Consider the following 22,446-nt stretch of genomic DNA (forward strand, 5'->3'; position numbering starts at 1 on the left):
CACACAACAGGAAAAATCATGAACAAAGCACAACTCATTCAACAAATATCAGAAAACGCAGGCATTAAACAAAAAGATGCTGAAGCGTCACTAAACGCGCTTATTAGTGCAGTCACTAAGTCACTTAAACAAGGTGAATCGGTAGCCCTAGTAGGTTTTGGCACATTTGAAGTGACTGAACGCGCAGAACGCACAGGCCGAAACCCGCAAACAGGCGAATCTATAACTATTCCAGCGGCTAAAGTACCCAAGTTCAAAGCAGGAAAGACGTTAAAAGATGCTGTTAATCATTAAAAAAAATTGAGTACCTCTGGGGGCTTCGGCCCCTTTTTTAAGATTGGAGTTGTTATGCAAATTAACAGAAATGCTTATTACGGCCTGATCCATAAAGGTGCAGCACGTTTGCTTGGCCTAAACCAAATGTTACCGGAAGATGCTGACGCGGTTTATAGAGACTGGTTAAAGCAAACTACCAGTAAAACCAGTTGCAAAGACTTAACCGATGCCCAGCTAAAAGCGCTTAAAAATTTGTTAGAAGCCAAAGGCGCTTTGCCTAAGCCAGTTGCAAAGGCACAGCAGCAAACGGGCCAGAATAACAATCCAACAAACAACCAATATAAAAAATTAACAGCGGTAGTTAAGTCAAAGGGCTGGTCGGGTTTAGGTGCACCAGAGTTAGCTGATTTTATACAACGCACAACGCAGCAGCAATGTGTATCTGTCTATCAACTCGATAGACGCCAAATGTCAAATGTGATCACCGGGTTGGAGAAGTGGAAAGTATGAGTGATTCAGAGAAATTAAAAGATAGTTACGGCTCTTTGGCAAAGCTTGCTAATAAGTGCGGTATGGATAGAACCACCATATATAGAGTACTAAACGGCACGTATACGGGTGATATAGCGCCACATATTGACAAAATTAATGCGCAGCTACGCGCTGATAAATCTGATTTTCAACTGGACATAGAGTCGTTATCTAAATTGACGGTTCCCCGCAATATTGTGAGCAGAATTGAAGCACTGAGAGGAACAGTTCAAACCATCACTAACCACTGCCCAGAGCACACCCGCGAGCTGTTACAACTGGTTGTGTTTGAACTAGAGGATATTTACCAGCTATGCAACAGCTAAACAATCAAACAATAGTCAGCCCTCAGTCAGTGGAAGATGTTGAGGTTATTTTAAAAAGTCATTGGCCAGATGGCTGGATACCTGCAAACGAGTTTTTTGAAAAGTTTAGCATTGGGCGAATTGACCAAAACGTGATCAAATCAGAATTGGGCTGTGTTGATGTGTTTAAGTTGGTCGATGTAGCTGATCTCATTTGGGATAGGTCTAACTATGGCGCAGCAGACGCAGCAAACTAATTTAGTGCCAGCCAGCAAGTATGTAACTGGCTGTGCTCGAACTCGTCGCTCTAAAATTAAAGAGCTACACTTTTTTTCTTGCCGATTTCACGGTTGGTATGTGTTTGTTGAAAGTGATAGTAATCAAGAAACTGTTAAGTCGGGTCAGCAGCTTGAGTTATTTTAAACGCTTATTTAAATCTGTAGCTTAGATCAAACCCTTGCACTTTCTTTACATTTCTAGTCAGTCTATCATTTTGATAAACAAAAATTGGTTCACCCGTTTCATATTGATCATCTTTACATAGAAATTGGTCGTTTATATAATCAGCGACATAAGTACCAGTTAAATCAAAAGCTTGCCTACCTTTTATCACTCCAACTACTTTATATGTTTTACTTATTATTTTGGAGTCAGCAATCCAAGCAGAAATACCGCCGAAAAAATTTAAAACTGGTATACCGTAGCGAGCAACAAAAAGCGCCATTTCTAACATGTTTAACCCATTTGAATGGGGGGCACACCCATAACGATAAAGGCACAGCATATCATTGTGGTTAACATTGCTTATCTCAACACGAAGTTTGCTTACGTCTACACGCGGGGCATTTGCGGATGTTATGGAGAAACCTCCATATATTCCGGGTACTTTAAGTTCAGTATTTAGATAATAAGTGTACAGCCGTTGAATATGTAGAGGCTTGTCACCTGTTCTATCAAGCTCTAGCAAAACGCCATGTTTATCATCTTTTATCTTAATACTCGCTTTTTCCTGAGTAATATCCTGATTACCAATTAGAGCTACATACTCGTTTCTGTTGATAAACGCGATATTTTCCCCTCTTGGACTAACAAAAATTGCACATAATGTGCATCTACCAAGAGTTTCGGATGGTTCAAACCAAATTATTGGCTTGCTGTAGATTGAAAAAATAACCCCAATCATTGAAGTTGTACAATCTCCAATGCGTAGCTCTCCTGTATCAGTTAGTGCCATTAATGGGTCATGTACATACCCATTTTCAAATGTTTTTGGTGAACGCTTTGCTTCCCAAACTCTCTGTTTTGATATTAGTGTATTGGTAACTCTATCGTGGCAAGAAGGGCACAACAGAGTCATTTTGTCAGGGTCATGTTCTTTTGCGTCACAAAACTCAGGCTCGATATGTTCATACTGATATAATGCGCTGCCACAAATAACGCACCCGTATCCAGCTTCATCTCGGATTTGCCTTCTAATTGCCGCTGGTATGTACCTCTTCAACTCGTGTTTATTAGCCATAATATATATAATCTCAACATATTGCAGATATAAAATTAAAGGCTAGTTGAGTTGGCGTTACATAGCAAAAACATATATATGCGTCACTAAACTATTTGTTAATTCCCAATAAACGGCTTTTATCCTGGCTTGATTTACTCGTACCGACATAAAACTGCACACAAGCGACCCAACAGGTTTGTAGCGTACCTAACATAAACATGGCGAGGTGTTGTCGCTCAGTTGATAGGTCCACTAAAAAAACCACAGCCATGGCTCCAAAAAATCCGATGGTTAGTAATAGAGTTAACACGGCTGGCATATTAGATTTAGTCAGTATCTGCATGTGTCGTGCATCACGTTTATCAGCAAAAAATAACTGTTCGTAACTGATATCTTGCTCTCGCATCTTAACTTTAAAATCGTACTCCGCTTGTTGTAACGCGGCGATATCTGCGTCCGTAGGTTGTTTTAAACGATGTTCTACTTGTGCATCGTCGTCATCACCAAAAGCCAATTTTATCACCTGACTTGCAAGTCCCGCATATGGGCCACCAATCGCTGTTACCAGCGTTGGGGCTACGTCTTTGAATGTGTCTAGTAGTTTCATTGCGTCCTCCTTTTACACAAGTCTATGTAAAAGTTCAGAATCACTTTGCTGTACAGCAGTCCGAATTTTGCAGCTCAAATAGAATGAAAATACAAAACAGCAAAATGTCACCGACAATATGGGGGAATGTATGGGTTTAGTATTTCACAGAGTCACTGAGGGGGAATTTGTGCGGTTGTTTGAAACTGGCGTTATGCGTAAGTTTATAGCACAACAAAGTATTGAACGAAACAAATACCATCTAATTGGCATTGCACCAGAAACCAAAACCGCATACACCATTCGCCATGGCCGTGTTGATGAATTGCGTACATGGCGCTTAGATAATCTCGGGCAATGGTTAGCAACTAAAAATGTGCAGGCTTGGGAAGTACAAAATAAGCCTAACTAAGCATGTCAATTCGTGTATTATTGCCTCTAACCATTTTACAACACAATTAACAAGGAAATAACTATGCAACAGTTAACCAATAAAGAACTATTGAAACGCATTTCAGGCGGTAGCAACTCAGGCACTGGTTCAAGGCCAAAGGCCCAAGATTCAGTAAAATAATTCTATTACGGTGGCAAATGCCACCTTTTTCAACTTTGCGCGGGTTATCGCGCTGCTTCATCAACAATTGCACTGGTAATGGTGACTTCAATACAAACCGGAAATTGATCATTAGCGAGTTGCTGAAACCCAAGCGTTGTGGTTGCTCTGTATACACCCGGTAGCGACTGGCAAGCTGTGATCAATTGCTCAGGAACGATGTCTCGCCCAAGCTGGTTGCGCCAGTCATCCACAATTTTCTCAACTTTTGCTTTCGCGCTTTGCTCGCTTGGATCTGTCATTGTCGCTTGATTGCGATAGAACTGCAGCACTATCTCCACACTAAAATTAACGGCGTTTGGTAGCTTTAGTGTCACTCTATCACCCACTGGACGTACTTTTTTGTCACTGATTGTATCCATGATCAGTTGCTGCATAGCGTCGTCTGGAATTTGCCCACCACGTAGCAATGCTATCACTTCAACTTCACTGGGTGCAGGACTTGTTACCTTTGCATCAACGATATTTTGATGGGCTGAACGAGTGTAAAAAATATAGCTATCTTCGGAGCCTGCTGTACTGAACTTAGAGGGGGCCAGTTGCAAACGTACTCGATATGCCTCATCCGATTCTGGTGCTATCCCACCGGATGACGTATCAATATTACTCACGTTTTGCACATAGGCTAGCGGCTGAGTGAGCTGATTGATTTCACCGGGTAAAAACCCATTGCCACCAGTACCTGCGGTGCTGCACATCAAAATTGTATCCACTTGGTTTTGACCCGGCATGACTGTAATAGCCGTTTTGGTTACAAAAATAGTTTTATTGTCACTGGCTCGCACTTTTGTGTTTCTTGGTATCGTAAATGGCTGTGCATGGCCATTGCAGTTGAACACGACCCTTACCAGCGCTGAGGCAGCGGGTAATCTTGGTGTTGCCATGAATTGACCATATTGATCCAACCGTTCGCCCACAGCAAAGGCAAGCAGATTTTGTAAGGACTCAAAGTTGATATGCTGGCGCAGCAAATCGCCCTCATACGCAACTTGCTCAAGTAAAAATGTTTCAGGGTATGTTTGCGCCGGATATACACCAGTGCCTGTCTGGTATTGCTGTTTCAGTCTGGCCAAGCGCTCTTGAAATGTTGTGTTGTCTAGCTCAGGTGCCTGTAGTAATGAGATATCCACGACTTACTCCTTTACTTTTAAGTTGATTCGGGTCGTCCAGCCAGTTGTACTGTTTAATGTGGTCGTAACTTTTTCCGCCAGCCAATTGGCTGGTAGTTTTCCAGCATTTATCAGTTTTATGGTTGAACCAGCATCTATGGTTGCACCTGTGAGCGTCAAGGTACCAGTGCCTCCGGCTGATTTGTTTTGCGCTTTTAATTGTGCCTGGCATTTATGCTGTGCATCACTGATATCATTGGCAATGTCATAAAGCTTTAGTGTTTTATCGCCTGGTATCCCGTCAGCGGTCTCGGTATGCACGATCAACTTTTTTTGCTGTGCATCATAAAATTGAATGGTTGCTTTAGCGTAGGCTTTGCGGGGGTTTATCTCAAAGCTTGCTGCTTTTAGGTTCGGATCTTGTTTTATATCGATAGCAACCTCTGCAACCGGCGGCTTGGATAAGAACAACAACAGATCGCCTTTAATTGCATAGTAATAGCCATACTGTTTACTGAGCCGCTGTAATAGTTGGTGCGCTGACTCTTGGCGCATGTCTAACCGCTTCAGGTTTTGGTCTTGGCCATCAACATTTGGATTAAGCCCCGTTTCACCTGCTAATGTGCCAACCACGGCATGTAATGAGGTATTGGCAAATGCGCGGCTTTGCACTTTGTCCAATGCGTCACGGTTAATTTCCTGTGCCAAAGCAGACACCACAAATACACTGGGATTGAACCTTGGAGCCACTTTATCAATCGCATATTTACCCAGTGCCCAACGTCCACTTTCAGAGATGATCACCGGCTCAATTAAATCACCATAGTCTGGGAACCATTCATTTATAAAGCGGTTGTCCATGTTGTTTAAGCGCAATGATATTTCGTCTTTTCCGCCTTCTAATGAGTCAGTAAAGGTGAACTCTTCTATAAACGCGCTTAAATCTTCAGTTACATCTTGGCCTGCCCAGGTTAACGCTAATTTGGGTTGTTTTAACGTCGCCATGGTGCAGTTCCTGCGGTTTTTTGTGGTATTTGTTGGATGCTAGGTAAATTTATTTTGAGCCCCGCTATCAACGTAGTTGCATAGCGTATTGGGGGTGGCAATTGAGCATTAGCGGCAATAATACTGTTGACCGTATCCATATCGGAGCGGCCCAAGGTGCGCACTGCTAACTGGTCCCAGCGCTCTCCATCTCTGCTAATAGTCGTGTTCATGGGCGAACCTCTACTAAGTTAACAGTGAGCTTAATCACGCGCGTATGACCTTCGGGGGACGTATTGAGCAAATCTTTTTTTATTTCTCGGATAGCAAATTGACCAATTTGTTTACCACCAATCACTAATGGTGCGTAGGTTCCTGTGCTTGCTGCATCGTTCAACTGACTATAAATAGTATCGGGATCACAATAACGGCTGTTTAACGTCCACGACATAATGGTCGAATGCTCGTCTTCACCCATAAATTCATGGCTTGGGTATCTATTAATCAGCGCATGAGACACCAGTCGATATTGCTGTGTGCTTGTGAGTTTGTCTGGACTCGATGTTGTTTCAAAAATGACCGCGCCCCAGCTCCCCCAAATCATAGGTTTACTCCACGACTAGATCGTTGTCGCTATTCGATAGCGTGATCTGCTGTAATGTCGGCGGTGTATGATGGCGAAGTACTCGTATACCCAGTTCCATTTGCCAATCTTCGCGGTATAAAAACAGCTCATCGCCTTCAATTTGAGCAAACTCACCCTTTACTTTTTTGATGTTGTTAACGCGCCCATATTCAGATAGCGACAGCCCCGTACCCAACGTGATTGGTGCCGTACATTGTGTTTTTATGTCGTTATCTGGGTGCATAAATTCAGCAACACGAATAGATAAAGCGAGCGCCTTATCCGTTAAAATCAGCTTTTCGTTACCACCTTCAATACGCCAACTAAACACAATTTTTACCTGTGCCTCGTATGGTACATCTGTCTGCCCTAAGCTCTGAGCTAGCGGGTGTAGGGTAAGTTCTCCGGGTAAAAGTCTAAAGTGGCTTTTAGAGCCTGCTTTGCTCGGCTCTATGACACCAGGCATATCCAACAGCTCAACTAATTGTTGTTTAAGGTGATCTAAGTGTTTGTTCATGCTGCATCCTCATTAGCGCCTAAACGATTACATGCAACAGCAAAATTGTCGGCGGTGAGTTCAACCCCTATAAATGGATTTCGGCCAGAGCAAGCAAGGCCCGTAGAACCAGAACCCATAAATAGATCTAAAATGGTCTTACCGCTTGGCACGATTTGAATCAAATCGGTCATAAGATCAATTGGTTTACCTGCGATATGATGTTTACCGCCTTTTTGCGGCGAGTGCGTAAAACAACCCGGTAATGCGGGACGGTTTTTAGCGTCATCGTCTAATGACCCCTTAGTGCCCCAAACTACATATTCGCATTGCGCCCTAAATTGGCCTTTTTGCGGGCGTGACGCTTTGGTTTTATCCCAAGGCACAATCCCACGTTGAATAAATCCGGCTGTTTGTAATGCAGTGCAAGTTAAGGGAAGTTGCCGCCAATCGCTGAATAATAAAACGTAAGCACTTGGCTCTAAAACTCTATATGTCTCGGTTAACCATAAATTTAACCAAGCTAATTGACTAAACTGATCTCGGTTGTCGCCCACAAACTCAGGGTATAGATCCTTAAATCCCGTGCCTTGGTACTTTGTGCTGGTTTTTTGCACTCTGTCAGAGCGATGTAACCCGCCAGAACTATAAGGCGGATCGGTAACTAATGCGCCAATACTATTACTCTCAAGTGTTGCTAAGAATGCAAGCGCCTCACCATTAATCAGCGTCCTATCTTGATGTTTAACTACTTTCATTATTTATGTACTCCCGACATATAACTTTTCACAAACTTTCTCAGCTCCAACTTTTGCGCTTTGGTGAGCTTCATAAATCGACGAGCAGGCACCACAACTTGCTTTTTGCGATAGAACAGCAAATATGCTGGGCGCTGTTTTTTGCCATCTTTCCCAATTTTCGCGGGTAACTTTAACCCGATCCCTTTTTGACCAACCGGAGGCGCCCCAAGCACAGAGCCGCCACGCCAAGCAATTGACCAGCCGCGTGATTCCAGCGAGCTTAAAAAGCCGCGAACACCTTTAATATTGGTTTGTAGCTTCACTTGCCGTGTGGCTGGTATCGTCAACATCTTGGCCGTTTTGGGCTTAATCACGCCGCCGTTATTAAGCAAAGGCGCATGAGCTTTATTGGTGCCCACCAATAACGAGTCGTTACGGGTTGTATAAGTGATACTGGCTCGCAGCTCACCGCTATCTTTCAATGGCCCTTTATTACCTTTTAAACGCCGAGTTAATACGCTATTGCCTGGCTCGCTAAAATCGGTGATCACCTGCTGTACACCAGCGACAACCAGCGGCCCCATCGCTTCGGGCAAACCATGCGCTAGGCGCTCAAACTTATGTAACGAACTCAAAAAATTTTTCATGTTGCAAAGTGTGACAGAACGCTGAGCCTCACTTTGCTGTACAGCAATGCGCGCACGTCGTAATAGCTAAACTGGCCAGTAAGTTAATTACGAGGGTAAAAAAATGCGTATTTATCAACTGTTAAGAAGGCATGAAGGACTGCGCTTATCTGCATATCAATGCAGCGCAGGTAAATGGACAATTGGCATAGGCCGCAATCTAGAGCAAAACCCATTATCGTTGGATGAAGTCGAAGCACTGTCATCAATGGGTGTGAATTGTTGTGAGCCAAAAGCGATGCGGCTGACTGAAGAGAGCCAAGCGTATTACTTGCTAGCTAACGACCTTGAAAAAATCAATCAAGCGTTGCCAAAAATGTTTAGCAACTGGTGCGATATCAGCTATACACGCCGCGATGTGCTGCGCGATATGGCGTTCAACTTGGGCCTAAATGGGTTAGCAAAATTTGTAAAAATGAGAGCGGCTATTGAGGCTGGAAACTGGGTCGGCGCGACATTCGAAATGTTGAGTTCTCGTTGGGCACGGCAAGTCGGCGACTGTTTGGGGCAACGGGCGTACACACTAGCCAAAATGATGACATCAGATGAATACCCGGAGTGGACGCATGGATAACGCAACAATGCTAAAAGCCACCATGTGGCAAATGTCATTACAAGAGCCTGATACAACATCAGAAGCAGAGCTAAAGAAAAAGGCTGAGTCATCAATCAAGCGCTGGAACGACCAGCGCAAGAAAATGAATTTAAAGGAATGGACATGATCAACAATTTAAATCTGTCAGAGACCATAAAACTGTGTTTGAACGGCGGCGCAATCATTGCGGTTATTTATCTCAGTGGCCAGATTAAAGGGCTAACCGAAGTGCTTAAACAGACGCAAGTACAAGTAGCGACTAAAGCAGGTCAGAAGGAACATGACGAGTTAAAAACACGCGTAGACCAGATTTACGCGGATCTGTATGCACCCAAAGGAGGCTAATTTATGCCACCACGCGCTAAGTTAGAGATGCTGGGTTTGCTTAAACGAGCCGTTAAAATGTACACGGAAGAAAAAATGGAGATCCGCGCGATTGAAACCGTATTTAAAGCGGAAGGTTATAGTGTTAGTAAAAGTGCGATCCAGCGCTCATTGAAAAACTATGAGGACGTAGCAGCTACACACGCAAAGGCCCTCGATGAAGCCAAAGTATTGATGGAGACTGTAAAAGACACGCCAAATACGGAAATACTCGAAACCGTTAACTCCATTATGGCTGGGAAATTTCTTGATTTTGCAAAATCAATGGACGATATCGACTTTTCTGATCCCGTTAAATTTATTAACTCTTTGTCGCAATTGTCGCACTCTCAATCAAACCTTGGCCGCTTGCGTATGGAGTATGAAAAAGGCTTTGAAGCAGCTAAAAAGCGTTTTTTGAAAGAGCTTGCGGCACAATTACAGAGTGAACCTGAATTGCTGCAAAAGTTGCGTGAAATTGTTCACCGTCTCAATGCGAAGGGGTAAGCGTGTTAGAAGAACTGCTGGCCGAAGCTGACGGCGATTATGATGAAGATGAGGACATTAGACGTAAGGCGCGTTTAAAAAAAGCCAAGTCATCTTTTGCCTACTTTTGTAAAACCTACCTACCTCAGGCATTCCCGCTGGACTTTGCCGAGTATCAAACTGCATTAATTGATGTGGTCTCCACACGCACGCTCAGCATCGAGCAAGAACGGCTGTTTAAAAAGGTGATCGCAAAAACGGATCATGATTTTATCAAGATGCCCAATCCGGGCGAGCAATTGGAAGCTGTGCTTGATATAGAGCCGCGAGACCATGGTAAAACCACCCGTAATACACAGGCATTGCCGCTATGGATAGCGCTTAATTTTCCTGGTGAGTTTCCCGTGTTATGTGCCGCGTCTAAAGACTCCGCCACGGATATGCTTGATGCGATAAAAAGCGCATTAGAAGACAACGATGCGATTATTGACGATTACGGAGTACAAAAAGTTAAGGGCAATACCTGGTCAAAGAAAAAGATCCAATTAGCCAACGGCTCAGCCATTGCAGCAGTTGGCGCAGGCCAAACACTGCGCGGTATAAAGAACAAGTTTCAACGCCCAACCCATGTGATTTGTGATGATTTGCTGAAAGATGATGAGGTGGAGAGTAGAACGCAGCGAGATAAAATTTATAAGTGGTTTAAGCGCGTCATTTTAAACTTGGGTAAAGGCGCTTTAACCATCATCGCCAACACGATTATGCACCCAGATGATTTGCCATCAAGATTGCTCAATGAAATTGCAGAGGGTCAGCTCGAAAACTGGTTAGGTCTGCGCTTTTCTGCGGTTCTTCCCAAAGAAAATGGTGATGCACTGCAACATAAAGATATCAACGAGCATATAACACCACTGTGGCCAGAGCGCTGGTCAGTTCGGGATATCATCAAAAAAGCACGCGATTTAGGGTCGTCCATATTCAGTACAGAGTGGCTTAATCAGCCGTTATCAGATGAAGAACGTAAGTTTAAAGAAGAATGGATCGAATACTTCGCCCAGCTCCCCATCGATGTCATGCGCCGCTTGAAAATTACTATGGCTGTAGACCCAGCAACGGGCACCAAAAACGGAGATTTTAGCGCCATTGTTGTGGTGGGCTATGACCCAGAAACGGGCGTTTATTATGTGCTTTATGCGTGGATAGAACGAAAATCCGACTTGCAATTGGCTTACAAAATTATAGAAGTATTCAAAGTGTGGAAACCTAAAACGATTTGGTTTGAAGATGTTGTTTTTCAAAAAATCTATAAAAAAATGGTTGCCAGAGAAGCGGCAAAAATGGCTGTTCGGTTGCCGTTAAAGAGCTTTAAAGGCGGTAACAAAGACTTGCGCATCCAGAGCCTCGCCCCTTTTATCGAAAATGGTGTTTTACAGTTTAAAGAAGAGCAAACACGTTTAGTTCAGCAAATCCTAAATTACCCCAAAGACCACGATGACGGACCCGACGCGCTAGAAATGTGTATTTCAAAATTGGAAAACAGCGGCGGTTTTGTCGGTGGTTCAACCGTTGGCCACGCGGCTGTTCGCACCATCGCACAAAAAATCAGCGCGTTCACCGGAGGGTATCGGTAATGTTAGATAGGCTCATCAAACTAGCACAGCGTATTACTGATATTCAGTCTCGTCTGGAACGTCTGCTGGCCTGCGGTGAGGTGGTTGATTTAGACCCCGTTGGCCATCGAGTAAAACTTATTTTACCTGGACACGATAACGTGCAAACCGATTGGCTACCGGTGCTTAGCCGTCGGGCGCTGGGCGTACAAATTTACACTATACCCAGGATGGGTGAACAATGCTGGGCGCTATTCGTTCCATTCAGTGGGATGGAACGCGGCGTGGTAGTAGGTGCCACTTACAACGACACAGACATACCACCAACTGATAATCCTGCTCACACATGGATGCAGTTTGAAGACGGCACAACATTTCATTATGACCAGGAGCAACACCACTGCGAGCTGAATATGCCAGCGGGGACACTCGTAATTACTGCGCCGCACACCACGATTAATGGTGATGTGCAGGTTAATGGTAATACAAAAATGGACGGCACATTAGATACAACGGGCAATATTCACAGTGATGCAGAGGTGTCAGACGCGGTTCGCACTATGTCTGCTGACAGAGATATTTACAATAGTCATGATCACGATAAAAGCGTCCCCCCCCCTGCAAAAACACAATAACGCCTGTAACGCGATTTACGGGGTTGAAAATGTGGGTTGGTGTCATTGGGTTATTAAAGTGATGTGCATCAAAATTAGAGTAGTTTTAGGAGCAAATTAATATGTATGCGATGCGTTTAAACGGCCAGTCTCGCTATAGTGATATTATCGACGATATTAATCAAAGTATTGATGTGATTTTAACCACGTCCAAAGGGAGCCGCATTGCTGATCATAAATTTGGCTGTGCATTGTGGAATTTTCTAGACCAACCCATGACTGCCATGCCTCGGCTCATTGCCGAAGTAACCGCCGCAATTAATCAATATGAGACCAGGATAACGCTAACCCATATAGAGCCCGATATTAGCCAAGCGGCCAATGGCCGTTTACACATCAAGCTCAACTACCTATTTAATGGCCAACAATACAACTACCAACTAACAGTCAACCGCTAGGCGTTTGCTGTACAGCAAAGTCAATTTTCTAAAACGCCTATTCTAACTCCTAGTTAACCGACTAGGAGATCACTATGTCACTACAAAAAGGGATTGAGATCATTGAAACGATTTCGGGCCCAATCCCAATAAACGAAGTTGCAAGCGCTATTATCGCCGTGGTGGGTACGGCTGATATGGGCGACCTAGATGCAATAAAAATAGTACGCACAGCCGATGAAGCTGAAGCGCTTTACGGCATTAATGGTACGTTAGGCGAAGCGTTTGACGCGATTTACGACCATGTACAAACACTAACTGTTGTCGCAATACGTGTTGCGGAAGATGGCACCGAGTCAACACAGATAGCCAATGTGGTGGCGGGACTTAAACGTATTGAAGATGCCTATGGCGAGTACGGTTTATTCCCTAAAATTCTCATTGCACCCGGATTTAGCCATAAAATTGGTGTGGGCGCTGAGATGATAGCCATTGGCAATAAAATTGGTGCTGTGTCTGTGATTGATGCGCCAGAAACTGCCACACCAGAGCAGGCAGTGACATTTAAAGGCGCATTCAGCGACTATCGTGCAATAGTCACCTATCCGCGCGTTAAAACCCTCAATAATGCGGGGCAAGTCGTGTCCACTTGGCTGTCAGCACGTTATGCGGCACTAATGGCCCAAGTGGATAAAAACCAAACGGGAGAACCACACCACACCGGGTATTGGTGTAGCCCATCAAACTACGTTTTAAAAGGCGTTGTTGGGGTTGAACGTTCAATCCAATTTAACCCCCGAGACAATGATAACGCACTTAACTACTTAGCTGGTCAGGGCATTGTCTCGGTGCTTAACGATGGCTCAGGCTTTAGGGCTTGGGGCAACCGTTCAACGGCATTCCCATCAAAATCAGATTCGCTCACCTTTATTCCGTGGCGCAGAACCATGGATATCATCGAGGAATCTATCCAATTTTTTACGCGCCAATTTCTGGATAAGCCCATGTTTACCCGTCCCAACGATTTAGCCACATCCATGATTGGCCAAATCGAGTTAAGCGTGAATGACTTTTTACGCTCTAAAGTGGGCACGGCGTTGGTTTACGGGAAATGCGAATTGCGCATCGAGGACAATCCGCTCATCAACCTGGCTAACGGCAAGGTTAAATATCATATCCAAGCCACACCACCTGTGCCTATTGAACATGTGACTTACGAGGCAGAAGTCTATGTACCAGGGCTTGAAATCGCATTAAATCAATTATTAGGAGGCTAATATGGCGGCTGTAAACTGGCGTAGAAATCGCGTGTTAATCGGTGGTACTGACTATGTGGGCCGACTCGAATCTGGCGAACTCGAAATTAAGCGCGAAATGGTCGAACTAAAAGGTATGGGGATGCCTGGCACGGCCAAAGTGCCGAACGGCAATTTTGAAGCGGTCACAAGCAAACTCAAGTTCAATAATATCGCGCCGAGCGATTGGCGCAAAGTCATTAGCAACGACGGATACATCGACGTGGTGTTTGCTGGTGAATGCCAAGCGTTGGACTCAAAAAGCGGCCTGACATTTGACAACGTAGCTAACACCACTATTCGTGGTTGGTCTGAAACTATCCCCGGACAAAACCCCAACGACGAAGGTAAATCAGAGTTCGAGCTCACCATCAATGTGCAATTCATTGAAATGAAAGACAGCGGTGGAACCGTACTGCTGATAGACCTGGCAAATGGTTTGGTTGAGCCGAAGGAACTAGCGTAATGCGAGTACGTAAATTAAGGCTAGTAACACCTGGCAAGCAAGCGAACGGTCAGGTTGTCACCAGTGAGCATCTTAAGCAAGTCGTTAAGAACTATAAGGCGGAAGCACGGCCACCGATTGCGTTGGGCCATCCAGAAAAAGGCGCGGACAAAGTGCCTGCATTTGGCCGAGCCAGCGACTTAGCGCTTGATGATAATGGCGCGCTTGTCCTCAACCTCAATTACACACCTGAACTTACACAGCGTGAAGATGCAGGCGAGTTTGAAGGGTTTAGTGCTGGCATTCATCCACACCCAGAAACGGGCGAATACTACCTACACCACGTAGCAGCTTGTGGCCAACTGCCACCGGCTGCTGACACCAAAACACTGGAGCTAGTCGAGCTGAGCGCCACCACTGACGACACAATTTATCTAGCTGCTGAAACCATTGAAGAGGAAATCAACGTGACTAAAGAAGAGCTAACGGCGTTACTAGACGAAAAGTTAACGCCAATCACAAAAAAAGTGGACGCACTAGAAGCGAAAGTCAACAAAGGACAAGGTCAGGACGACCCCAAAAAGAACAACGCGAGCGAGCAAGGCACGGATGCCACAACTGATAAACCAAGCAAAGAGCTTTCTGCGGTTTTAGATACCGTCAAAGCTGACCGCATTGCCAATATTACCACCACTGCACAAGGCAAGGGTTTAAGCGATGACCAGCTCAAACCTTTACTTGGCATATTAAACAACGCCGAAGCTGTCGAGCTGGCAGACAACAGCGCCGATGGCCTGTACCAATCAACCATGGCGTTTATTACGGGCCTAGACAGCAAGGCGCAGAGTAATGCGGGGTTGCTAGATAATCTCGAACTTTCAAACCCCGGAGACAATGGCCAAGCCATTGAGCTGAGCGATTTGGCCAACAAACTTTAGGAGCAGGACATGAGTAATTTTAACTTAGGCAGTGTCACTGTTACACAAAAGAACATTGTTGAACCGAGCCACCCGCCGATTATTCGTAACCGCCGCTTTGTAACTGGCAATGGGGTTATTCCTGCTGGCACCGTCGTGGCCGAAAACGGCGCGAATTTGGTTGTTTGGGATGGCACAAACGGCAACGTTGAAGGGGTTGTTATTGAGAACGTAGATACCGAAAACGCTGAAACGGGGCCAGTTATAGAACACGGCATTGCCATTCGTGAACACGTACTCGTGAACGGCAATGCAATTACACCAGCCCAGGAACTGAAACTCAAAGCGGCGGGCGTTTGGTTAAGTTAACCAAATTCCATTTATTAAGGAGAACACCATGTCAAATGAAGCAAACCAAAAAGCAGCCCGAGAAGGGTTTAGCACCGCATACAACGGCATCTTAACAAGCGTTAGTAAGTTGGGCGGCAATGCGTACAACTTGCTACACAGCGAACACCGAGACGAGCTATTAAAAAACGTGCAAACCTCGCTCACCGAGTTAAAAAAAGCCGGTGTTACGTTTGATGAAGCGCTAAAGCCTGCGCCTACAAAAGACAAGTAAGGAAGTCCTATGCTAAACGTTATAAACACCATTAAAACTGTGCAGGGTTTTTTAACCCCACAGCACATCGCTCAGCGTATCGCCGCACAAAAACCTATAAATCAAGCTATTAGGAATTGGATATTCACGAATGCAGTGCAGCACCAACTCGCACACATTGCGACATCAGAGTTACAACAGGTTATACAAAACGTGCCGGTTGTGCGCCGTGGCACAGCCGCATACAACGTGGGTGGCAATGGCCAGTCGGTTTCGTTAATTGAGCCGCAGGGTATTGATATTATTGATTCAATATCAGCTACAGACATAAACAATATGCGTTTAATGTCCACGTCATCCATTCAGCAAATCGTTAATCAAAAAACCGATAGAATGATGAAAATAGTTTCAAAATCGGCGGAAGCGCTGTGTGCTCAATCGTTGACCGGGCAAATCTCATATCAAATGAAAACTGAATCCGGTATGGACACCTACGAAGTTAGCTTTGGTGAAACGCTAAAGTACACAGTTCCCACAAAATGGGATAGCAGCGAAGCGACAATCGTTAAGATTTTTAGCGATCTAACTAATATGAAGTCGGCAATTGAAGAGCAAGGATTTGGTACAAAAGTCGAGTTTAAGGCAGGTAAAAACGCGTATAACGGGTTGCTTGCCATCGCAGAAAAGACCAATAGCAAAACTATCAAAGTCGAAATTAAGGAAAGCACGGTGTACGTGGGTGGTATTGCTGTGACGATGGAAAGTAGCACCTATATCGGGGCGAACAAAAAGCCCATTAAAAAAGTACCCGACCATCAAATTGTGGCGGTTGATGTGGATGCTGGACACGGGTTCTGGTGGTTAGCACTGGATGATTTTGATGCGGGATTAGTGGCATTACCGTTTTTTCCAAGTCAAGAAGTCATTAAAAACCCAAGCCAAATGAACATTATAGGCCGCTCTAAGCCGCTTCCTGGCCCTGTGGTTAAGTCCATTTGCTGGGCTGACGTTGTAGCGGAACCTGCGCCATGACATTAAATGAGATCAAAAGCTTGGTCTCGGCTGAGGCTGTGCAGAGCAGCCTCGATAGTCAACTGTTTGAGACTCTTACGTATGACTCACCAGATAAAGTGCCACTTGCAATCAATAAAGCGGCAACTTGGGTGTATTCGAAGCTGATCGCAGGTAAGGCTCAAAATAACGACTTTAACAACGATGAACAGGCGTTGCTTAGCGAGGCGTTAAGCAAAATGGCTATTTACGAACTGTACAGCCTGTGTGAATTTGAAGGGACAGGCGAAGAAAAGCGCAAAGATGCCTATGTGATCCTTAATGCTTTATTAGGTATGCAAAGCGATGAGCAAGCAGTTAAAAAGTCCAGCAAAATAAGTGTACATCAAGATGCAAAACTCTCTTACAACCCCTTTAGATTCTAATAACCCATTAATTGGCTATTACCCGCAACCTGGGCAAATATACGATGTGCCCACGTTTAATAGCTACTGGGGCGCAATCCACACCATGTTGCAAGACGATCAGGTAATTGCATCTTTGGATTTACGTAAAAGCCGGGCATTGGCAAAGCCAACCATATGGGTTGGTGATGAACGGGCCATTGCGCTGATTAAGGACGTGCTCGCTAATCTCACATTTACCCAAGACCAAAAAGATGGGCTCAGCGCACTAGAACTAGGCTTTAACCCCTGCGAAATTCAATGGGGTAATGCGGGGGGGGACTGGTGGGTAGATTCTATTGAAAAGCGCGCCCCAGAAAAGTTTCGCATTGGCCAACGCGGTGAGCTGCTATACAGCAATCAAAGCTATGAGTTTAAGGCCGTGCCAGACAAAAAAATCATTTTGTTCACGCGCAATGCAACTAGAGAAAACCCCTACGGTGAAACTGTTTTAAAGGGGTGTTATCCACACTGGTCATCAAAATGGAATGCAATTGCGCAGGAATCCCGACTAGGCGATAAATACAGTATTCCCCCGGTGATTGCACTCACTGACTCCGAAGATCAAACCGAACTAGATAGAATTAGCGCATCATTAGCTGGGCTTGAAAACGCAACCGGCGTTGCCTTGTCTGGTGTTAAATCTATAGAAACGCTCACAGTAACCGGCAAACTAGCGGAGCTAGAAAAAACCATCAACGCCAAAAACAAAGCAATTTCCAAGGTTATTACTGGACAAACACTCGCCCAGGGCGAAAGCCAATATGGTACGCAAGCACTAGGTAAAGTACACGAGAATACCCTTGAAGCGTATGCAATAGAGGATATTAAGCTGCTGCTTAACCGTCTAAACAAAACCTTTTTCCGTTGGATATTAGAGCTAAACGGCTATGGCCATTTAAAAGCACAACTATTGTTTGATGAGCAGACATACCAAGATGCGCACATACCCAAACAAACAAAACAGTCGTTGCAACTCAGTAACCCAGGAACCGACTATACCGACCCCACACTCAATCTGTATTTATAATGAACGATCTATTATTAGCCGATGCGGTGCTGCTGCAACAAATGATTGATTTTGAGGGGCAATACGCGCGACACAGTGCCCGTATACTCCAAGATGAAATTACAGCACGGTTTACCAAACGCGCACCGCTGGGTCAAACACACGTCAAGGGTTTTGCACAACTTTATGCTTCAGCTATGACTCAAGCGTGGCTATATGGCAACTACCACATATATAAGCAGAGCCAAAGCCCAGACCCAATTGAACTCAGCAACGCCATATATGAAGTGCCATTTGCAGAAGCTGAGAGCTATTTACGTGCACAGGTGCCAATTAATAAAGGTGAATACGCGGAGCTAGAAGCGAACTTAAAGTTTCGCGCCTTTACTATTGCCAAAGTAAGCCAAGAGGCGGTCATAGTTAAAATTAAGGATATGTACCAAGCTCAACTAAAAGAAGGTCATAGCCCTGAGCACTTGCTGCAAAATCTAAATCAACTACTCGATGCGGCGGGAGTAACAGAGGCTAACCCAGGTTGGTTGCACACACACTACCGTAACAACATGATGACCGCGTATAACGCTGGGCGGTGGGCCCAGATAGAGCAAAACGAACACATAGAGTTTTTGATTTACAACGCCATCCTGGATGGCCACACAACAGAACTATGTAAAAAGCTACACGGTACAACTAAGCCAAAACGCGATCCCTTTTGGCGTACCTTTCACCCAACCAATCATCATGGTTGCCGCTCAATAGTGACCGCAACCACCCGTGAGCAGCTAAAACAGCGTAATATCACCCCTAGTGGCATTAAAACGGCGGATATTTACCAAAATCAGACGGCAAAACGTGAACACCAGTTCAAAGCACATCCCGGAGCAGCGCTAAAAACTATCCCAAATTCATTGGCTGTGCGTTCAATTCAATACGAATTAGGTCCAGCTATACTCAAATACAGTGCAAGCAGCAGTCTCGGATTTTTTTCGACCCGAATACAGGATTTAACAAAATCCAAATTAAGCAAAGCGGCAACTAATCACGCTATTGAACGCCGCCCTTGGTTAGCTGATTTAGTCGATAAGGCGCAAGCGGCTATTAATGGGCCTGACGAAGCTTGGCTGGCATTCAGTCCCCGTAAAAATGGTGAGTTTGATGCATCTATTGTGGTTATTCAGTGGCAAGATAAAGTAAAACAAGCAGGCATGGCTGTTGGGTTTAGGGCGTTTGCAGGCGGTGCGCATACGTTTTACACTATAACTCAGGATAAGTACGAGGCTCTAAAGCAACATGGCGCACAGCAAATATACATCAAAGATAAGTGACGAGTCGCTAAACATGGCGCTAACACTGCTGCTAGAGCCTGACAATTGGGCGGATGAGCGCGACGGACTCGTTATGCTCGACAACCTCTACAACCAAAATCAAATCACAGATAGCCAGTTAAAACGACTGGCTAATCAGCTCAAGAGCAAAGCGCTACTATATATAAGCAAAGAAGAGCTAAGCCAGCGTCCAGAACAAAACCACTTCTGGTGGTATCAGCCGTGGGAGAAGTAAGCGACTAAGTATTACTCAACCCAACCCTTTTGGATTGCTCTAGTTGTTCTTGTTGCTTTTGGTTTTCCTCGCTTAAGTCATTGGCCATCCCTGCCAAAGACATACCAAGTTCACGCAGTTGCTCTAATGGCATATCGTTGTTTGCATCCATTAACATGGTAGAGAGTACCTTTAATGAAGCTGAGATATGTTGAATCTGCATATTATTAATCTCCTTATTGACCTATTACGCTCAATTTACACAGGCGAATATGCAAAAATCTTCGTACTTTTAAAATTTTTTGATATTCAAAGATGCTACTCTTGCTCAGTTGTTACTTATTGTTATATATTTTACATATTAATAACATGTAATAACTCAACAGATCTTGATGCTGTTTATCAGGATACGGACATCAAATGAAGCTACTCTCTACAACAATTTTGGGAATGCTGCGCACTGCTGGAGGGAAAAAGCGCTCACAAACCGATATGGCTAAGTTGGCAGAAGTTAGCCTAAGAACTTACCAGAACTGGGAAGCGGGTGTTAGCAATGTCCCATTGCACAAGTACGTACAGCTGTGTGTTAAATTGTCTGTTGAACCTTCGCAACTAATACCGTCCTTATCAGCCTTAGTGCGTGGTGGTGAGCAGGCAGGTATAGAAGAGATAGACAAAGTAGATCAAACAAAACACGAGTGATATATTCATAAGAACTCAACAAACAGGAAGAGACTCTTATGAAAAAGCTATGTAAAAAACAATTGGCTGCGGTTGCAGGAGGCGGCACTATAACTCCACCACCAGCAGCAAGACAAATTCAGGAATATCAGATAAATGAGCTACTACAACGAGGAACGCAGACTCCACCACCGGTTGCCCCTTAGTTTTTTAAACCTGGCAATCTTTGCACTTATTATTGGGTATGGGGTCCAAATCTATCAGGACTCCCTTAACTTTCAATTATTAACGATAGGTGCAATTGCTTTTATAGCTGTTACTAAATTTAAAGATACTGATACGTTAGCGCTTGCGTTAATTCTGCTTGCCGCACGAGTTTTAGACTTACCCATGCAATTTCTACCTCAGCACTTTCCAAGCTTATACACTGGATGGGTCATTTACCCATACAACGCCATTTTTAATTTAGCTTTTCTCGTAGTACTAACGTTACGCGTACCTCTGTTACACAAGATCACAGGAAAAACAGATTTTACTTTTCGCAAACAAGACCACTTAATGATCCTCATTTTATTCATAGCCACCATTATGGATGTGCTTTTTTTAGGGGAGCATTTCTTGCGTAGATTAGATGTTATAAATGCTGTTTGTGAGGGCTGTATTGCACCTGATACGGTTCAGTACTGGTATGAAAATGCCCGTTGGTTGTATAGTATTCATCCACAAACTAAAGCAGCGTTTATGTTTATAGAATTGTTTGCACTTTACTCGATGACGTTTAAATTTATGCAGGCTCCAACCAAAAAACAATAACCACTAAAGTAGTGTAGAGGCCAGCAATCGCTGGCCTTTTTTGTATTGGATTTTTATAAATCCAACTATTGCTAATCAATTTTCGAGTACGCTATGCTGCGAAAGCGGCGTCGAAACCGCAACCGGAAATAGTATGCTTTTCATACACTGACTGCATTGACTACTGCTATCAGCTACGATACGCTTCTGTGTGTTGGGTGGCGTGAAATAAGGCATACATTGATTATGCGCGAATAAACGCGGACAACCTTCCGGTAACGTCTTTCGAACGCCCAACAGCGCTTTTATTCGAATATTGCCGGAAAACATTATGAATGATGACACTAAAAAGCTTGAAGAAGCTCAACAAAGGGCAAATGATGTAGCTGTAAGTTTGTCATGCATGTCTCATCTCATCTCTACACAGACTCTTGATACGAAAACTCAGAGTGAGATAGCAATCATCTTGAAAATACTTGGGGAATATCTCCAAGAGCCTCCATAACCCACGATATCGTTTTTATAGTGCCACATACCGATAAAACGTTGCTCTGCTAATTTGCAATGTTTTACATATATCATCTATGGGTAACTTTTTATTCTCGTACATCTGTTTGGCCATCACGACAGTTGGGTCATTTGCTGATATAGCTGGCCGACCACCAAGTCTGCCTCTTGCTCTTGCTGATTGTAGGCCAGCATTCGTCCGTTCCTGAATTAATCGGCGTTCAAATTGTGTAAGAGCACTAAATATATTAAATACCAGCTCACCACTGGCCGTTGTTGTGTCTATGGCTCCATCATTCAAAGATTTAAAAAACACACCCCGTTCAGTCAGTTCTTGAATCGTATTAACTAAATGGGTCATTGAACGACCTAATCTATCTAATCGCCATACGACAAGAGTATCGCCAGATTCTAATGCTGTTAGGCAAGCTTCAAGTCCTGGGCGGTTATCTTTTGCGCCTGATACGATGTCAGAATAAATATCACGTTCTGACACACCAAAGCGCGTCAAGTCATCAAGTTGCAGACTCAGATCCTGATCCTTGGTACTAACACGCGCATAGCCGATCAGTTTTCCGTGTTTAGATTCTTTACTGGCCATAATCTCACTTAGCTCCGCATTTTTTAAGTTAACGGAACTATGATAGTT

The 22,446-nt window shown here is 44.3% G+C and carries 36 protein-coding genes; 25 read left to right on the forward strand and 11 right to left on the reverse strand.

Features of this window, described 5'->3' with window-relative positions; genetic code table 11:
- The first annotated feature begins 18 nt into the window (after positions 1-18).
- From AC5FX4_RS01245 to AC5FX4_RS01265, 5 genes are read left to right on the forward strand one after another with little or no spacing between them, the layout of a single operon-like run.
- Positions 19-294, forward strand: a complete 276-nt coding sequence (locus tag AC5FX4_RS01245) for an HU family DNA-binding protein (protein WP_493604734.1) — start codon at positions 19-21, stop codon at positions 292-294.
- A gap of 54 nt (positions 295-348) precedes the next feature.
- The gene (locus tag AC5FX4_RS01250) at positions 349-786 is read left to right on the forward strand and encodes a phage protein GemA/Gp16 family protein (RefSeq protein ID WP_493604735.1); all 438 of its coding nucleotides are present in this window, start codon (positions 349-351) and stop codon (positions 784-786) included.
- Complete coding sequence (locus AC5FX4_RS01255; protein WP_493604736.1) at positions 783-1,133, forward strand: hypothetical protein; 351 nt, start codon at positions 783-785, stop codon at positions 1,131-1,133. Before AC5FX4_RS01250 ends, AC5FX4_RS01255 begins: the two co-directional genes overlap by 4 nt.
- Entirely contained in the window at positions 1,121-1,369 is a 249-nt protein-coding gene (locus AC5FX4_RS01260) for a hypothetical protein (RefSeq protein ID WP_493604737.1), read from the forward strand. Before AC5FX4_RS01255 ends, AC5FX4_RS01260 begins: the two co-directional genes overlap by 13 nt.
- Positions 1,344-1,535 carry a hypothetical protein gene (locus AC5FX4_RS01265; protein ID WP_493604738.1) on the forward strand — a complete coding sequence of 64 codons (192 nt, stop codon included), beginning with the start codon at positions 1,344-1,346 and terminating at the stop codon, positions 1,533-1,535. Before AC5FX4_RS01260 ends, AC5FX4_RS01265 begins: the two co-directional genes overlap by 26 nt.
- Before the next feature lie 4 nt (positions 1,536-1,539).
- On the opposite strand, the gene AC5FX4_RS01270 is transcribed toward AC5FX4_RS01265, so the two are convergent.
- Positions 1,540-2,631: an HNH endonuclease gene (locus AC5FX4_RS01270; protein WP_493604739.1), complete on the reverse strand. Its 1,092-nt coding sequence runs from the start codon at positions 2,629-2,631 to the stop codon at positions 1,540-1,542.
- Positions 2,632-2,722: 91 nt separating this feature from the next.
- Positions 2,723-3,220 carry a hypothetical protein gene (locus AC5FX4_RS01275; protein ID WP_493604740.1) on the reverse strand — a complete coding sequence of 166 codons (498 nt, stop codon included), beginning with the start codon at positions 3,218-3,220 and terminating at the stop codon, positions 2,723-2,725.
- A gap of 130 nt (positions 3,221-3,350) precedes the next feature.
- On the opposite strand from AC5FX4_RS01275, the gene AC5FX4_RS01280 reads away from it, so the two are divergent.
- Positions 3,351-3,611, forward strand: a complete 261-nt coding sequence (locus tag AC5FX4_RS01280; protein ID WP_493604741.1) for a hypothetical protein — start codon at positions 3,351-3,353, stop codon at positions 3,609-3,611.
- A gap of 206 nt (positions 3,612-3,817) precedes the next feature.
- Here AC5FX4_RS01280 and AC5FX4_RS01285 read toward each other — a convergent pair whose 3' ends face one another.
- Genes AC5FX4_RS01285 through AC5FX4_RS01315 form a run of 7 tightly spaced genes read right to left on the reverse strand, consistent with a single transcriptional unit; the run spans position 3,818 to position 8,413 of the window.
- The gene (locus AC5FX4_RS01285; protein ID WP_493604742.1) at positions 3,818-4,942 is read right to left on the reverse strand and encodes a baseplate J/gp47 family protein; all 1,125 of its coding nucleotides are present in this window, start codon (positions 4,940-4,942) and stop codon (positions 3,818-3,820) included.
- Between the two features lie 3 nt (positions 4,943-4,945).
- Positions 4,946-5,926 (reverse strand): phage late control D family protein, encoded by a 981-nt coding sequence (locus AC5FX4_RS01290; protein WP_493604743.1) that lies wholly within the window; start codon positions 5,924-5,926, stop codon positions 4,946-4,948.
- Positions 5,914-6,138, reverse strand: a complete 225-nt coding sequence (locus tag AC5FX4_RS01295; RefSeq protein ID WP_493604744.1) for a tail protein X — start codon at positions 6,136-6,138, stop codon at positions 5,914-5,916. Before AC5FX4_RS01295 ends, AC5FX4_RS01290 begins: the two co-directional genes overlap by 13 nt.
- Entirely contained in the window at positions 6,135-6,509 is a 375-nt protein-coding gene (locus tag AC5FX4_RS01300) for a phage tail protein (RefSeq protein ID WP_493604745.1), read from the reverse strand. The genes AC5FX4_RS01295 and AC5FX4_RS01300 overlap by 4 nt, the downstream gene beginning before the upstream one ends.
- A gap of 4 nt (positions 6,510-6,513) precedes the next feature.
- Positions 6,514-7,047, reverse strand: coding sequence for a hypothetical protein (locus tag AC5FX4_RS01305; protein ID WP_493604746.1), 534 nt, complete (start codon positions 7,045-7,047; stop codon positions 6,514-6,516).
- Positions 7,044-7,784: a DNA-methyltransferase gene (locus tag AC5FX4_RS01310; RefSeq protein ID WP_493604747.1), complete on the reverse strand. Its 741-nt coding sequence runs from the start codon at positions 7,782-7,784 to the stop codon at positions 7,044-7,046. Before AC5FX4_RS01310 ends, AC5FX4_RS01305 begins: the two co-directional genes overlap by 4 nt.
- Complete coding sequence (locus AC5FX4_RS01315; RefSeq protein WP_493604748.1) at positions 7,784-8,413, reverse strand: phage virion morphogenesis protein; 630 nt, start codon at positions 8,411-8,413, stop codon at positions 7,784-7,786. Before AC5FX4_RS01315 ends, AC5FX4_RS01310 begins: the two co-directional genes overlap by 1 nt.
- 103 nt (positions 8,414-8,516) lie before the next feature.
- Here AC5FX4_RS01315 and AC5FX4_RS01320 point away from each other — a divergent pair, with 103 nt between their 5' ends.
- The 17 genes from AC5FX4_RS01320 to AC5FX4_RS01400 all read left to right on the forward strand — a co-directional run bounded on the left by AC5FX4_RS01320 (position 8,517) and on the right by AC5FX4_RS01400 (position 19,838).
- The gene (locus tag AC5FX4_RS01320) at positions 8,517-9,026 is read left to right on the forward strand and encodes a glycoside hydrolase family protein (RefSeq protein WP_493604749.1); all 510 of its coding nucleotides are present in this window, start codon (positions 8,517-8,519) and stop codon (positions 9,024-9,026) included.
- Positions 9,019-9,174: a hypothetical protein gene (locus AC5FX4_RS01325; protein WP_493604750.1), complete on the forward strand. Its 156-nt coding sequence runs from the start codon at positions 9,019-9,021 to the stop codon at positions 9,172-9,174. The genes AC5FX4_RS01320 and AC5FX4_RS01325 overlap by 8 nt, the downstream gene beginning before the upstream one ends.
- The gene (locus tag AC5FX4_RS01330; RefSeq protein WP_493604751.1) at positions 9,171-9,392 is read left to right on the forward strand and encodes a hypothetical protein; all 222 of its coding nucleotides are present in this window, start codon (positions 9,171-9,173) and stop codon (positions 9,390-9,392) included. The genes AC5FX4_RS01325 and AC5FX4_RS01330 overlap by 4 nt, the downstream gene beginning before the upstream one ends.
- A gap of 3 nt (positions 9,393-9,395) precedes the next feature.
- Entirely contained in the window at positions 9,396-9,917 is a 522-nt protein-coding gene (locus AC5FX4_RS01335) for a phage protein Gp27 family protein (protein ID WP_493604752.1), read from the forward strand.
- 2 nt (positions 9,918-9,919) lie between these two features.
- On the forward strand, positions 9,920-11,527 hold the full coding sequence (gene terL, locus AC5FX4_RS01340) for a phage terminase large subunit (RefSeq protein WP_493604753.1): 1,608 nt from the start codon (positions 9,920-9,922) through the stop codon (positions 11,525-11,527).
- Complete coding sequence (locus AC5FX4_RS01345) at positions 11,527-12,141, forward strand: phage baseplate assembly protein V (protein WP_493604754.1); 615 nt, start codon at positions 11,527-11,529, stop codon at positions 12,139-12,141. The genes terL and AC5FX4_RS01345 overlap by 1 nt, the downstream gene beginning before the upstream one ends.
- A 101-nt stretch (positions 12,142-12,242) precedes the next feature.
- Complete coding sequence (locus tag AC5FX4_RS01350) at positions 12,243-12,578, forward strand: GPW/gp25 family protein (RefSeq protein WP_493604755.1); 336 nt, start codon at positions 12,243-12,245, stop codon at positions 12,576-12,578.
- Positions 12,579-12,652: 74 nt separating this feature from the next.
- Positions 12,653-13,834, forward strand: a complete 1,182-nt coding sequence (locus tag AC5FX4_RS01355) for a phage tail sheath family protein (protein ID WP_493604756.1) — start codon at positions 12,653-12,655, stop codon at positions 13,832-13,834.
- Position 13,835: 1 nt separating this feature from the next.
- A complete protein-coding gene (locus AC5FX4_RS01360) occupies positions 13,836-14,318 on the forward strand; it encodes a phage major tail tube protein (RefSeq protein ID WP_493604757.1) in 483 nt (160 codons plus the stop codon).
- Positions 14,318-15,235 carry a hypothetical protein gene (locus AC5FX4_RS01365; RefSeq protein WP_493604758.1) on the forward strand — a complete coding sequence of 306 codons (918 nt, stop codon included), beginning with the start codon at positions 14,318-14,320 and terminating at the stop codon, positions 15,233-15,235. Before AC5FX4_RS01360 ends, AC5FX4_RS01365 begins: the two co-directional genes overlap by 1 nt.
- Positions 15,236-15,244: 9 nt before the next feature.
- Entirely contained in the window at positions 15,245-15,583 is a 339-nt protein-coding gene (locus AC5FX4_RS01370) for a hypothetical protein (RefSeq protein ID WP_493604759.1), read from the forward strand.
- A 28-nt stretch (positions 15,584-15,611) separates the two neighbouring features.
- Entirely contained in the window at positions 15,612-15,836 is a 225-nt protein-coding gene (locus AC5FX4_RS01375; RefSeq protein WP_493604760.1) for a hypothetical protein, read from the forward strand.
- Positions 15,837-15,845: 9 nt separating this feature from the next.
- On the forward strand, positions 15,846-16,847 hold the full coding sequence (locus AC5FX4_RS01380; protein ID WP_493604761.1) for a major capsid protein: 1,002 nt from the start codon (positions 15,846-15,848) through the stop codon (positions 16,845-16,847).
- The gene (locus AC5FX4_RS01385; RefSeq protein WP_493604762.1) at positions 16,844-17,251 is read left to right on the forward strand and encodes a hypothetical protein; all 408 of its coding nucleotides are present in this window, start codon (positions 16,844-16,846) and stop codon (positions 17,249-17,251) included. The genes AC5FX4_RS01380 and AC5FX4_RS01385 overlap by 4 nt, the downstream gene beginning before the upstream one ends.
- On the forward strand, positions 17,217-18,299 hold the full coding sequence (locus AC5FX4_RS01390; RefSeq protein ID WP_493604763.1) for a phage portal protein family protein: 1,083 nt from the start codon (positions 17,217-17,219) through the stop codon (positions 18,297-18,299). Before AC5FX4_RS01385 ends, AC5FX4_RS01390 begins: the two co-directional genes overlap by 35 nt.
- Complete coding sequence (locus AC5FX4_RS01395) at positions 18,299-19,603, forward strand: phage head morphogenesis protein (protein WP_493604764.1); 1,305 nt, start codon at positions 18,299-18,301, stop codon at positions 19,601-19,603. The genes AC5FX4_RS01390 and AC5FX4_RS01395 overlap by 1 nt, the downstream gene beginning before the upstream one ends.
- On the forward strand, positions 19,569-19,838 hold the full coding sequence (locus tag AC5FX4_RS01400) for a hypothetical protein (RefSeq protein ID WP_493604765.1): 270 nt from the start codon (positions 19,569-19,571) through the stop codon (positions 19,836-19,838). Before AC5FX4_RS01395 ends, AC5FX4_RS01400 begins: the two co-directional genes overlap by 35 nt.
- Positions 19,839-19,842: 4 nt before the next feature.
- Here AC5FX4_RS01400 and AC5FX4_RS01405 read toward each other — a convergent pair whose 3' ends face one another.
- Positions 19,843-20,040 carry a hypothetical protein gene (locus AC5FX4_RS01405; RefSeq protein WP_493604766.1) on the reverse strand — a complete coding sequence of 66 codons (198 nt, stop codon included), beginning with the start codon at positions 20,038-20,040 and terminating at the stop codon, positions 19,843-19,845.
- A gap of 197 nt (positions 20,041-20,237) precedes the next feature.
- On the opposite strand from AC5FX4_RS01405, the gene AC5FX4_RS01410 reads away from it, so the two are divergent.
- Both AC5FX4_RS01410 and AC5FX4_RS01415 read left to right on the forward strand, forming a co-directional pair.
- Positions 20,238-20,519, forward strand: a complete 282-nt coding sequence (locus AC5FX4_RS01410) for a helix-turn-helix domain-containing protein (RefSeq protein ID WP_493604767.1) — start codon at positions 20,238-20,240, stop codon at positions 20,517-20,519.
- Between the two features lie 135 nt (positions 20,520-20,654).
- Positions 20,655-21,311, forward strand: coding sequence for a hypothetical protein (locus AC5FX4_RS01415; protein ID WP_493604768.1), 657 nt, complete (start codon positions 20,655-20,657; stop codon positions 21,309-21,311).
- A 499-nt stretch (positions 21,312-21,810) separates the two neighbouring features.
- Here the strand turns inward: AC5FX4_RS01415 and AC5FX4_RS01420 are convergent, their stop codons facing one another.
- Positions 21,811-22,398 carry a recombinase family protein gene (locus AC5FX4_RS01420; RefSeq protein WP_493604769.1) on the reverse strand — a complete coding sequence of 196 codons (588 nt, stop codon included), beginning with the start codon at positions 22,396-22,398 and terminating at the stop codon, positions 21,811-21,813.
- Positions 22,399-22,446 lie beyond the last annotated feature (48 nt).

The sequence above is a fragment of the Pseudoalteromonas sp. ATL1 genome (genome assembly GCF_058933015.1).